Annotated in this window: 11 protein-coding genes; 7 read left to right on the top strand and 4 right to left on the bottom strand. The window is 40.0% G+C overall.

What is annotated here, in order from left to right:
• Positions 1 to 177 precede the first annotated feature (177 nt).
• Both NAF01_RS09895 and NAF01_RS09900 read right to left on the bottom strand, forming a co-directional pair.
• Positions 178 to 747, bottom strand: coding sequence for a glycerol-3-phosphate responsive antiterminator (locus tag NAF01_RS09895; protein WP_250802186.1), 570 nt, complete (start codon positions 745 to 747; stop codon positions 178 to 180).
• 410 nt (positions 748 to 1,157) lie between these two features.
• Positions 1,158 to 2,126, bottom strand: a complete 969-nt coding sequence (locus NAF01_RS09900; protein WP_250802187.1) for a helix-turn-helix transcriptional regulator — start codon at positions 2,124 to 2,126, stop codon at positions 1,158 to 1,160.
• A 95-nt stretch (positions 2,127 to 2,221) separates the two neighbouring features.
• Here NAF01_RS09900 and NAF01_RS09905 point away from each other — a divergent pair, with 95 nt between their 5' ends.
• Both NAF01_RS09905 and NAF01_RS09910 read left to right on the top strand, forming a co-directional pair.
• On the top strand, positions 2,222 to 3,133 hold the full coding sequence (locus NAF01_RS09905; protein WP_250802188.1) for an SDR family oxidoreductase: 912 nt from the start codon (positions 2,222 to 2,224) through the stop codon (positions 3,131 to 3,133).
• Between the two features lie 232 nt (positions 3,134 to 3,365).
• Positions 3,366 to 4,556, top strand: a complete 1,191-nt coding sequence (locus tag NAF01_RS09910) for an ABC transporter substrate-binding protein (protein ID WP_250802189.1) — start codon at positions 3,366 to 3,368, stop codon at positions 4,554 to 4,556.
• Between the two features lie 132 nt (positions 4,557 to 4,688).
• Here NAF01_RS09910 and NAF01_RS09915 read toward each other — a convergent pair whose 3' ends face one another.
• Positions 4,689 to 5,222, bottom strand: a complete 534-nt coding sequence (locus tag NAF01_RS09915; RefSeq protein ID WP_250802190.1) for a DUF6143 family protein — start codon at positions 5,220 to 5,222, stop codon at positions 4,689 to 4,691.
• 316 nt (positions 5,223 to 5,538) lie between these two features.
• On the opposite strand from NAF01_RS09915, the gene NAF01_RS09920 reads away from it, so the two are divergent.
• A complete protein-coding gene (locus NAF01_RS09920; RefSeq protein ID WP_250802191.1) occupies positions 5,539 to 7,590 on the top strand; it encodes a DUF4179 domain-containing protein in 2,052 nt (683 codons plus the stop codon).
• A gap of 17 nt (positions 7,591 to 7,607) precedes the next feature.
• Here the strand turns inward: NAF01_RS09920 and NAF01_RS09925 are convergent, their stop codons facing one another.
• Positions 7,608 to 8,306 carry a FadR/GntR family transcriptional regulator gene (locus NAF01_RS09925; RefSeq protein WP_250802192.1) on the bottom strand — a complete coding sequence of 233 codons (699 nt, stop codon included), beginning with the start codon at positions 8,304 to 8,306 and terminating at the stop codon, positions 7,608 to 7,610.
• Positions 8,307 to 8,505: 199 nt separating this feature from the next.
• Here NAF01_RS09925 and NAF01_RS09930 point away from each other — a divergent pair, with 199 nt between their 5' ends.
• The 4 genes from NAF01_RS09930 to NAF01_RS09945 all read left to right on the top strand — a co-directional run bounded on the left by NAF01_RS09930 (position 8,506) and on the right by NAF01_RS09945 (position 12,704).
• Positions 8,506 to 9,897 carry an FAD-binding oxidoreductase gene (locus NAF01_RS09930; protein ID WP_250802193.1) on the top strand — a complete coding sequence of 464 codons (1,392 nt, stop codon included), beginning with the start codon at positions 8,506 to 8,508 and terminating at the stop codon, positions 9,895 to 9,897.
• Positions 9,898 to 9,901: 4 nt separating this feature from the next.
• Positions 9,902 to 10,876: a bile acid:sodium symporter family protein gene (locus tag NAF01_RS09935; protein WP_163141614.1), complete on the top strand. Its 975-nt coding sequence runs from the start codon at positions 9,902 to 9,904 to the stop codon at positions 10,874 to 10,876.
• Positions 10,877 to 11,317: 441 nt separating this feature from the next.
• Entirely contained in the window at positions 11,318 to 11,800 is a 483-nt protein-coding gene (locus NAF01_RS09940) for a DUF2642 domain-containing protein (RefSeq protein ID WP_241746555.1), read from the top strand.
• Positions 11,801 to 11,846: 46 nt separating this feature from the next.
• Positions 11,847 to 12,704 carry a hypothetical protein gene (locus tag NAF01_RS09945; RefSeq protein ID WP_197246330.1) on the top strand — a complete coding sequence of 286 codons (858 nt, stop codon included), beginning with the start codon at positions 11,847 to 11,849 and terminating at the stop codon, positions 12,702 to 12,704.
• Positions 12,705 to 12,750 lie beyond the last annotated feature (46 nt).

A 12,750-nucleotide genomic window follows, 5' to 3' on the forward strand; every position in this document is an offset into this window, starting at 1 on the left:
ACAATGCGTATTTAGTAGGATTTTTAATTATATCCTGAATTATTAGAATAATTATTAATGTGAAGCAGCATTTGTACTATAATCGAGGCAACGAAAATATACTCCGTCTGCAGAAAGGTCAGAAGATATGCGTGAAAAGAGTTTAAGCTCAACCCATAGGAGTTGAGCTCTATTTGGTTAGAGATCCAAATTCCAGAGCTTTGGATCCCCAGAGGAAATAGCGAGTGCACCGGCTCCTAATCCATTCAAAATGTCTTCCTTATTACTGACCAAGCCACCAGCGATAATTGGCAGGGCAGTCATGGTCGTCATTTTATCAATGACAGATGGCATGAGACCTGGAAGAACTTCGATTGCATCCGGCTTACAGTTATGTGCGATATCGATTCCTTTGACCAGTGCATTGCGGTCAATAAGAAAAAGGCGCTGGATTGTCATTAGGCCTTCTTCTTTTGCATATTTAATCAGGTTGCTCTTAGTTGTGATAATGCCGGCTGGCTGCCAGATTTCTGCTATGTATTTAATAGCACTCTTCGTGTTGGACAGTCCATCGATGAAATCAATATGAATGAACGTAATCTTGCCGGCTTGTTTTAGTTTTTTCAGGTATCCATTCATGGTAATCAAATTTCCGGTAAGGATGAAGACCATGTTGGCTTTTGAACGGATTGCCTTTTCCAGGTCGCCTTCTTCCTTTATTGATGCAATCACTTGTGATTGTACAATGTCAATAATGTTTTGTTTCATCTACTATTCTCCTTAAATAGTCTGAATATTCTATATTACAACATAAATGTAAACGAAATAGGTTGATTAGGCATTCGTAAGTCTGCTATTACTAACCAGGTAAATGGGTCTCTATATTTTATTCAAGAATATAACCAATAATGATTGGACTACTACATTCACGGATAGAATCCTGCTGGAGTTCAATCTATAAAAAAGAAAACTATTTTTTTAGGAAGTAATGTCCTAGATCGCTTTTATGATAGCTGTACTCTCTGGCTATCAAGCATGATTGATTCATCATCGCCACCACTAAAAGTTAATCCACAGCAAATGAGTTTCTGAACTTGGAGAAAGGCTTTATTTGTTCAATTAGTGATTATTCGCTTAGTGATAGGGAATCATGCGTCTATCCTTTCTGCGTAATTTTCCTATTCCTCATTTTCCTTATATAATTGAACAACACTCTCAGCTAAGTCCTTTACACGTTCCTTAAGTGAAACAGGATGGATGATCTTAATCTGATTCCCAAACCCTAGTATATATTCCCCGGCCTCTTGTTCCGTGTCAAAGCATAGACTTGCTGGGATCCACCCATTGTCACTAGGTTTATTCGTGTGCAGAACCTGTACAAAACGCCCAGTAAAATTAATTCGCCTGATAATGGCTGGTGAAATCTCCACATCAACCTCAAATTTTGGCAGGCTGCTAATGAATGTCTGCTTCGATTCCTGCCAATAGTCAGCGAGATCAAAGTGATTTGGCCTGCTGAAGTTTTCATTAATCAGCTCGGCATCAACTATTCTTGAAACACGGTAGGTTTTTATCTTTGCATCAGAAGCAGCTATAAGATACCAAGTGTTCCCTTTGGCGACCAGTCCTAACGGCTCAACTATTCTTTCGCTTGTCTGTTTATCTGCTTTTTCGTATTTGATTTGAAGTTTTTTCTCCTCCCAAACCGCCTGCTGGACGATTCCAAAAGATTTCAATTCCCGTGGTGTTTCCCTCCACGTGCTGGTATCGATATGAATACGGTTGGAAATGTCCTTCACACCTTCCTTTAGTGGAGCAGGAATAGCGGCCAGAAGTTTCTGTCGTGCTTCTTTCCAATCATTACTGATGCCAAGGTCTGCAAGGTGCTCAAAGGAGGGGGAGAGAAGCAGTGTTGTGATTTCAGCAGCTTTTAATCCGGTAAGATTTGTTCTGTAATTCTCAAGCAGTTTCCAGCCGCCGAATTTTCCCCGTTCAGCCAGGACAGGGATGCCAGCGGCGCTTAAGGCTTCCATATCCCGGTGTATGGTCCGCTCCGTTACCTCTAACTCTTTTGCCAATTCCCTCGAGGTCATTCTTTCGTTATTTTGAAGCAATAATACGATCGCAATGAGTCTGTCTGCGCGCAATCTGTTCACTCCTGATAAAAAAGTTTTAAATATGACATTAGATGTCAACATTAATGATTATAGTATACATATAACACAAAAGGGGGCAGATCGGAATGACATCATTAAAAGGTAAGGTAGCGCTGGTAGCCGGCGGAACACGGGGAGCTGGCCGTGGCATCGCTATGGAACTCGGTGCAGCAGGTGCCACGGTATATGTTACAGGCCGTACAACACGAAAACAGACGTCGGAATATGGACGCAAGGAAACCATTGAGGAAACGGCTGAATTGGTCAATGAGCTGGGCGGAACTGGAATAGCTGTTCAAGTGGATCATCTTATACCGAATCAGGTGCAGTCATTGATTGAAAAGATTGAGAGAGAACAGGGCAGGCTGGATATCCTCGTTAATGATATATGGGGAGGCGAAAATTTGATGGAATGGGACATTCCTGTCTGGGAGCATTCCATGGAGAAGGGAATGAGAATGCTTCGGCTGGCGATTGATACTCATATTATCACAAGTCATTATGCCCTTCCGCTTTTAATCAAAAACAAAGGGGGATTAGTAGTAGAAATAACAGACGGAACAGAAGAGTACAACCAACATCGCTACCGGGTGTCTCTGTATTATGACTTGGCCAAAAGCTCTGTCATCCGTATGGCCAAAGCATTGGCCCATGAACTTTCACCTTATGATTGCACCGCGGTTGCTGTTTCACCCGGATGGATGCGCTCTGAAATTATGCTCGAGGTGTTTGGGGTCACAGAGGAGAGTTGGAAGGATGCCGCCGAAAAGGAGCCTCATTTTGTAATATCTGAAACACCAAGGTATATAGGACGGGCAATTAGTGCCATTGCAAAAGATTCTGATAAAAATCGGTTGAACGGCGGATCCTTTTCAAGCGGGGAGCTGGCGAAAATGTATCATTTTCATGATCTGGATGGTTCCCAGCCTGAGGCTTTCAGATATCTGGTTGAGGTCCAGGAGGTGGGGAAACCGGCCAATGCTGAAGGATATAGATAGCTTTTCAGTGGAAAAACTCCTTTGCAGAGGACTTAACTTTTTAAGTCTAAGTACTTCTGCAACAGGAGTTTTTTTACTAAATGTATGATTCATAGGTGAGCATTAAACGTTCTAATCATGATTATAATCGGTTTTTAAGAAAAGAGGTTGTTGTAAACCATCTTTTATTTATTGAATATAAGTAAATAGTGACTTTATCTTTTAAAGGTTAAAGCTAGGGAGGAAGAATTATATGGGAGAGGGAAGAGAGCTAAAAATTGGAGCCGTTTATCCATTTACAGGTTCTTTGGCTGCTGTTGGGAAAGATATTCGCCAAGCCATTGATTTGGCTGTTGAGATAGTAAATAATCGATACGATTTGCCGTTACCGTTAGCTCGTACTAAGGGCCTTCCCTTATTAGAGAATCAGAAAATTAAGGTGATTTATGGAGATTCTCAGGGTATTCCGGCAATTGGTCGAGAAGAAGCTGAACGATTAATTGTAAAAGAAAAAGTTGCAGCACTGATTGGTTCTTATCAAAGTAGTGTAACTTTACAAGCTTCTGCTATCGCTGAAGCGGAAAAAGTTCCTTTTTTAGCCCCGGAAGCATCTGCACCATCGCTTACAGAGAGGGATTATCAGTATTTCTTTAGAACAGCACCAAATGACCATTTATATACTAATCTTTTCTTTGAACTATTTCAATTTCTAAGAAACAGAGGCAGAGATATTAAAAATTTTGCTATTTTGACTGAGGATTCTATTTTTGGGTTAGAGGCAGCTGCAATTGAAAAAAGTCTGATTCGAAAGTTCTCAGGCGAGCTTGTAGAATTTGAAATGTATACCCCGCCTGTTTCGTTACTATTGGATGAGCTCGATAGGATTCGAAAGAGTAAGGCACAAGTTGTTTTTGGCCACCAATTTCTATCTGATGCAACACAAGTAGTTCAAGACCTTAATACGTTAAATTGGTTTCCTGAAGGGCTAGTTGTCCAAAATGCAGGTTACACCATACCTGAATTTCTAAAAACAGCAGGAAAAGATGGTAAATACATTATTAGTCGTGTTGCCTGGGCACTGGGTTTGGGAAGAGTCAAACCAATCGTAACGGAAGTCAATAACCTATACCGTTCTAAATATAATGAAGATATGAATGAAACCAATGCACGCAGCTTTACAGGATTTTTTGTTCTGGCTGATGCAATTAATCGGGCTGGAAGTATTAATAAAGATGAAATAAAAAGAGCTCTTCTTGGTACCAACATTCCAGGAAAACGTTTAATAATGCCATGGAAAGGCGTTCGTTTTGATTCAAACGGGCAGAACATATTAGCTGATGCATTACTGGCTCAAATTATCAATCAGGAATATAAAATAATATGGCCATTATCTGTTGCTGAATCAAGGGTTGTATGGCCAGCACCAGCATGGAATGAGAAGTAGCATAGATATTTCACCTGTAAATTATGACATAATAAGGCGGCTTTTTATTCGCAAAAAGCCGCCTCGTTAGGTATGAAGTTATTTCTATACATATTCTGCAGTCCTTTTAATTAACCAGATTAAATGAAAAGATTATGCTTTTTCTTCCCACCAGGTCAAAACGATTGTCCCTGCGATGTATTGAAATCCCGGTGGTCTTAGAAGTATTGAGAAGGAGCCTCCGGGGCCAATAATTATTGAGCCGTTGTGTGAATCACTTACAAGGGTGGAATTTTGAGTAACAATTCTATCAAAAATATTCACACCTTTAGTCATGGGTTCAGTGGAATAACCAGCATTCTTCATTATCGCCTTTGGTGTTGGCGGTGGTGAAACAGCCTGATTTGTTGGAGTTACATTGAAGGAGTCAACTGCATTTTTAGGCGGATCGGCATTTAACCATATTTCACTGATAAAATTTTGATCTGAAAAGTTTGTAATGGTAAAAAGATCGATATATAGATTGACTCCAGATTTAATAGGGTTTACTATGCCGCCCCAGGCGTAATATCCTCCGCCAAAATTCAATAATTCTGTTTTTCCTATAAAATATCTACCAAGCTTGGAATTCAAGCTTGGACTCGGAATATTCACCACTTGAATTGGCTGTTTATTTTCTTTTTGCATATCATTGCTCCTAACTGTACATTTTCAGTTTATATAATATGAAACAGTATAGGCAGTTGTTCATTTTCACGTTTTGGATGGTTCTCAGCCTGGGGCTTTCAGATATTTGGTCGAGGGTCCAGGAGGCGGTAAAGCCTGCCAATGCTGAGGGGAATAGATAGTTTGGTAAACTCGTTTTGCAGAATTTCTGCAAAACGAGTTTTTTAATTTGTCAAAGGGAATATGACTTTCTTATCCAAATTTTGGTGAACAAACTTACTTTAGTCGTTATAATAAAACCAGGTATATAAATAATAAGGCATAGATAAAGGGGAGAATGATCTTGATCATTCCAGAAAAAAATAATCCTATATTACCATTGACGATAAGTGTGAAAGAAATAAAATCCATCGTTAACTGGTTTGAACACCATCAGCGATCCTTTTATGCACTCGGCTGGTCTTATCTTGGGAACCAAGGCAAGATAGAGGAGCTTTTTTATCGGGCCATTTTACAGGTGCATAAGGAGCTGCCAAAATTTAAAAACAGCACATCTTTTGAGATGTGGGTTCTATCTATTTTTATCCAAGTCTGCCGGGAGCTTCCTATTGATAATAGTTTAAAAGCTTCAGAGGAAAGCATTTTTGATGCACTGCAGCAGTTAAAAGAGCAGGAAAGAGAAATGCTGGTCTTAACCTATATAAAAGGGGTCTCCAGGGAGGAAGCAGCACAGCTTCTCCAAGTGTCACCTGAACAGATTAAGGAGCTTTTATTTTCAGGATTCCAATTACTCAGAAAAGGATTGGGAAATGGGGAATGCTATCAGGGCTGCAAGGAATACCAAAAGCTTTACATGGATTACCTGGAAAGAAAACTGGAACGGCCGCGGAAAATCGATTTTGAAATGCATATCTATCATTGTCATAACTGCCAGGATGATCTGGCATCTCTGCAGGAAACCATATTGAACTTCTCTGAAACCATTGAGACATTCAACGTACCTGCAGATTTCATGGAAAACGTAAAAGAACGAGTCTCACATAGGGAAAATTTTATTAAGCTGAAGAAGAAGAAAAGCAAAAGAATTGGATTTATTTCTGCAAGTGTCTTCGTCTTATTTATGTGTACAGGTTACTTCACCGGGATTTTTTCAAAAATCTATTACTCATTGACGGAAGAAAATAAGGAGCTGCGCGTTTTTCTTCAGGAGGATTTAGGTGAAAGGCTGGGGCTGGAAGCTGAAAGCAATGGGGTTAAAATAAAAATTAAGAGTGTGATTGCTGATGAGATTCAAACTCTTATTTTTTATGAAATAGAAGATACCAATGACAACAATCAATATATGATTAACATTGATGATGGCATTTTTATTGAGGACGAAATGAAAATAATGGTGGCAAATACCTATCCTATGTACATTCCACCAGATATGGAGTCAGATCTTAATAAAAAGGAAAAGAACATTTATCATGGGAAAATGAGTCTGAGGCCTGTGAAAGAAAATGAAGCCACCATTCAGCTCAATATAAAAAAGGTTTTGAAATTAAAACGAAACTCCTCAGATTCATATGTGAATATGGTGCCCGAAGAAGGTGATTGGAAATTTGATATTCCTGTTACAAAAAAAACATCAGTCGAGTATGCATTGGATGAAGAAGTTGAAATTGAGGGGACAGCAGTCTTGATAGATAAACTAATACTTGCTCCAACAGGGACAATCCTGCAATATGGTCTCAAAAATGAACAGCCCGAGAAGCGGATCGAAATGATCAATTTTAAAAATCTGGAGATTAACAATAAAGTAGCTGAACCTGATTTATACGGGAACTCATACGTGCACGCCCAGAATGATTTGAGATGGAGCAAGTTTCAGGCGCATTTTGAACCTCTATTTGAAAAAGAAACCAATGAAGTCAAAGTTCTATTCGATAGTGTTTATTTGTCAATTGTAGACAATAAAACCATTGACCTTAATGCTTCCAAGGAATATCCGCAAACCTTTGAATATGCGGGCAGTACCATCTCAATAGATAAGGTGGAAATGGGTCAGTCTGCTACTGTTGTTTTCAGCAATCACGAAATAAAGAATCGGGCGTATGAATCACTTCATTACAATATAGTGACTGAAGAAGGTGATGATTCCTCAATGGAAATGGATCATGAAGGAATTATTGTTGATAAAAATGGAAAAGAATACGATATGAAAAAGATTACCCCAAAAATATACGAAGTAATGGAACAGCCCCGTCACTTCTTTACTGTTCAAAGTACAAAGATACATGGCAAGAAAGTAACTCCTAAGTCACTGGAGATTTATGGGTATAGCACAACGGAATATTTAGACGATGAAATAGAGCTGCAAACTGAGCTGATAGAAGCAGGTACCTGATTGGTGTCTGCTTGTTTTTATAAAATCATCGACTCCACCAGTTCCGCCCTAATTTTTGTAATATGCCCCTCCATCAATTCCTTTGCTTTATCTCCATTTCCAGAAGCAATAGCCAAATAAATTTCCTTATGCTCCTCGATGGTATCCTCGTATCGTGACAAATCCTTGAACCGATGATTCTGGGTAGCTCTAATGGTTTCTTCCATATGTCCTTTGAGGGTATGGATCAATTCAATGAAAATCGAGTTATGGGTGGCCTCGGCAATTCTGATGTGAAAGTCCAGATCTGCTTTTAACCCTAATTCGGGGTCTTGTTTGGACAGCGCCATTTGATTTACTGCTATTCGCAGCTTTTCCAAGTCTGCGGGAGTGGCTCTTTTGGCTGCAAGGAAGGAGGATTCAGCTTCCAGTGCACGCCTCAGTTCAAGCATTTCATATACCAGCGGGTTTTCTGCTTTGACAGCTGTAATGATCTCTTCTTTACTTGATTGGATATCAGAGACTTTAACGTAGCTTCCGCCTCCCTGGCGGATATCGATGAGCCCGTTCAGTTCCAGGGTTCTGAGTGCCTCTCTGATGGTTGTCCGGCTGACATTGAATTGAACTGCCAATTCTCTTTCTGAAGGCAGCCGTTCACCTGGTTTAAGATTTCCTCCCAAATAGCATTCTGTCAATTTATCTGCTAAAACCAGATAGGTCTTTTTTTTCTCTGCCATTCCCCGTACCCTCTTTTCAAAATAGGCCTCTCTTACTTTCCTAAATGTAACAGACCTAAAATCTATTAATCAATACTATAAAAATAATAAAATAAATAATTGAATTTTTCTGATAAGTTAGTATAATTAATTTAACTTGTTGGACCAATTATAACATTGGTTTGACCAAATTCCCCGAATAAGAAAGAAGGAGTATAGGATGGAAACAGCGAGTATGAGCCTCCTGCAGGCTTTAAGAGAGTTTCTTACTGAGCAGCAGGTGACAGAAAATCAGACAGTAAGAGAATTGCATGGCAGGGATGAATCATACCATATGGAGAGTCTTCCTGACCTGGTTGTTTTTCCGGAAACGGCCCAGCAGGTCAGTGAAATTGTGAAGCTGGCAGACAAATATAAAGTTCCAATTGTTCCTTTTGGACTGGGATCCAGTCTTGAGGGGCATGTGATACCGTACGAACATGGAATTACGATTGATTTTTCGCTTATGAATAAAGTTCTGGAAGTACGTGAGAATGACTTTCTTGTTAGGGTACAGCCTGGCGTGACCCGCACACAGCTCAACAAGGAATTGAAAAAGTATGGACTGTTCTTCTCTGTGGATCCGGGAGCAAATGCTACGCTTGGCGGAATGGCGGCAACGAATGCCAGCGGAACTACTTCTGTGAAATATGGAGTCATGCGTGATCAGGTGCGTGATCTGGAAGTGGTACTTGCTGATGGGTCGATCATACATACAGGCAATTTAGCTGCTAAATCCTCATCCGGATACCATTTGAATGGATTATTCGTTGGTTCTGAGGGGACGCTTGGCTGCTTTACGGAACTGACATTAAGAGTATATGGAATTCCGGAGCATGTGACGGCGGCAAGAGCTTCTTTTCCTTCATTAAACGATGCGGTTGAAGCGGTTGTTTCCATTTTACAGGCAGGTGTTCCGATTGCCAGGGTTGAGCTTGTCGATGAACCATCCATGAAGCAGGTGAACCTGTTCAGTGAAACGAACTATAACGAAAGTCCAACACTCTTTTTGGAGTTTCACGGCAATGAAGCCGGTTTGAAGCAGGATGTCGCGTTCACAAGAGAAATAGTCGAAGACCATCACTGTATCGATATTGAATTTGAAACCGATAATGCAGCAAGAAATCGCTTATGGGAGGCCAGGCATAACCTTGCCTATGCCTATATCCATGGCCATCCCGGAAAGAAAATGATGGTGACGGATGTTTGTTTGCCGATTTCAGAACTTTCTGGCGCTATCAGCCATGCGAGGGAAGCGGTCGATACACTGGGACTTCCTGGAGGAATCGTCGGACATGTGGGGGACGGAAATTACCATACCCTCCTGATGATTGATATGAGTAATCCCGAAGAGGTGGCAAAAGCAGAAAAGTTCAATGAACAAATTGTCCTCTATGCTCTCGAACGGGGCGGTACATGTACGGGTGAGCATGGTGTAGGGGTAGGCAAGCAGAAGTATCAGCAAAAAGAACATGGTCTGGCGCTTCAGGTTATGGAAAAAATCAAAAATGCCCTGGATCCGGAAAACCTTTTTAATCCAAATAAAATCTTAAAGACAAAAGAAGGAGCGTGATGATATGAAGGTATTAGAAGCGGTCAGTACCATTGCAGGAAAATATTTTGCTGTGTGGGTTATCTTAACATCGGTTATTGCCTTTATGTTTCCAGACCCATTTTTAGGGTTGGGAGGCTATATCACCATCCTTCTCGGCGTCGTCATGTTTGGAATGGGGCTTACACTGAAGGCAGTCGATTTTAAAATCATCTTTACGAAACCTCTGCCTGTGTTAATCGGTGTTTGTGCACAGTTCATTATCATGCCGCTTGTCGCTTTCGTCATTGCGAAACTTTTGAATTTGCCGGCAGAATTGGCAGCGGGACTTGTTTTGCTCGGATGTGTACCAGGGGGAACGGCCTCTAACGTTATGGTGTATCTGGCAAAGGGAAATGTACCATTGTCCATCGCCATGACTTCCGTTTCAACTTTACTGGCGCCAATCATGACACCTCTGATTCTCCTGCTGCTTGCGGGACAGTGGATGCCGGTTGATGCTGTTGCCATGTTTATGTCTATTGTCCAGGTCATCATTGTGCCGATTGTTCTCGGATTAGCCATCAAGAAATTCTTCCCCGCAGCCGTGGAAAAAAGTTTAACTGTTTTACCGCTTATTTCGGTAGCGGCTATTATCACGATTGTAGCTGCAGTCGTTTCAGGCAATTCGGCAACCATTGCCGCATCAGGTCTTCTGATTTTTACAGCCGTCATGCTCCACAATGGATTCGGACTCCTCCTTGGTTACTTTGCAGGAAAAGTGCTTGGTCAGGATGAAGTAAACCGGAGAGCGATTGCTATTGAGGTGGGCATGCAGAACTCAGGTCTTGGCGTTGCGCTTGCGACCGCACACTTTGGGCCGCTGGCAGCACTGCCAAGCGTTCTGGCTGCTGCCTGGCATAACATTTCAGGGCCGATTCTGGCGACTTATTGGTCGAAGAAACCTGCTGTTCTACGTGAAGAGGATAAGTCAGTTCGTCCGGTTGAAGTGAAGTTGTAGATAGGAATAAATGGTGCTTTTCCCCTCAGGGAACGATCTTGACTGAGGGGACAAAGCGCTTTTTTTCAGTAAAAAAAGGAAACACTAAATCATCCGCTATTTCAGCTGCTCATTCAAAATGGGCAGCTTATTTTTGCAAATAAATGAAAAACTATTTTGACTTACTGCAAATTCATTAACATTTGTTAATTAAAAAAGAGATGGACCAATTGCAATGTCTCCTCTGGATTTGAGTTAATATATTATCCATTATTTTTAATATCTAGTTTTTGGATGTAAGACAAAAAATAGTTTAACAACAAAGAAAAACTTTAAATTTATTAAAAACAGGTTAATTATAATAGGCAAAATGCATGTACAATGTCCTCCCATGATACATATTTATATATTACAAAAGCTTAGAAAAGCTTAAAAACCCTTAGGAGGCGAAGAAACTTGAGTATGGAGATGTTAAGTTCAATGGTTGGAAAGACAGTAAAAATTAATAGAAAAGGTCCAGACTCTGTAACTGGAAAAATCCTGAATGTATTTTCTGATTACTTGGTTTTATGGTCAGAAGGTGATGGATTAGTTTACGTGCGAAGCCAGCACATTAAAAGCTTTACAGAAAGCACAAAACAGGAAACTCTTGAGAATAGTGAATCCTCTCAAGCTATGGAGTATGTCACAGGTGAAACATTTGAACACTTGGTGCAAAATTTCCAGTATCAGTGGGTGAGAATTAATAGAGGAGGTCCTGAAAAGCTTGAAGGTGTAGTGGAAAATATGAATGGCGATATCATTACGCTTATTAGTAATGATGAGATTATCCATTTACCAGTGTATCATATCCGGGGCCTAAGCTATGGGGAAGAGAATTCTCAAAAAGAAGAGAAGGAAGCTGGGCAAGAAGGGAAATCAGAAAAAAAAGAAAGTAAGAAATAACTGCCTATGGACCAATGAAAATTATTAAGTAAGGAGAGAAGGAAAAATGGAAAATAGTCAATTCAGATTGGCTTTAAATAACTTAATTGGTTTCAAAGTTAAACTGTATACAACTGAGGGAAGCACAATTCAAGGTTTGCTGACTGGCATTCAAGACGATTATGTAGAAATGGCATCAGAAGGGAATGTTCCGGTCTATTACAAACTCAAAAATATTAAAGGGATTTCCAAAAGTACAAAAGTCTATAAAAAGAACATTGCTGCACCTAGTGATTATGGGGTTGCACCAATGAATACAGAACGTCCCAACCTTTTAACTGATGCATTAAGCCAGTTAAAACATCAATGGGTTTCTATCAATGGACAAAATGAATTTTCAGGCATCTTAAGCAAAATAGTGGATGACTGTGCAGTTTTAATCAAAAAGGATGAACAGATTATTTTCAATACATTACACATCAATACTTTTAACAAACAAGGAGCACTTACATCTTCAGATGAAAATAAGCAAAAAAATAACAGTAATGGGGATACAAAGAATTCAGAAAGCAATAAAGATACAAATAAAGATGCTAATAAAGATTCAAGTGCTTCAAATAATGCTGACACATCAAATGACCGCAATGGAAGCAAAGATCAAGGAAGAGAAACAACAAAAATGCATAGCTATTCGATTTTCGGATCCAATACAGATAATTTTCGCTCTCGAGAAAGAGGAGAAAAAACACAGAGTCCTGATTATTCGATTTTCGGATCAAATAAAGATTATTCTATATTCGGATCAAATACAGATAATTTTCGCTCTCGAGAAAGAGGAGAAAAAACACAGAGTCCTGATTATTCGATTTTCGGTTCAAATGCATCTCATGAAAGTGGAGAAAAAAGAAAAGCAAGCAAAAAATGAGCCTGGTTTTAGGTGAGTCTAATTGCATGAACAATTAAAATGAAAG

This window comes from Cytobacillus firmus (genome assembly GCF_023657595.1).
GTDB lineage: Bacteria > Bacillota > Bacilli > Bacillales > Cytobacillaceae > Cytobacillus > Cytobacillus firmus_B.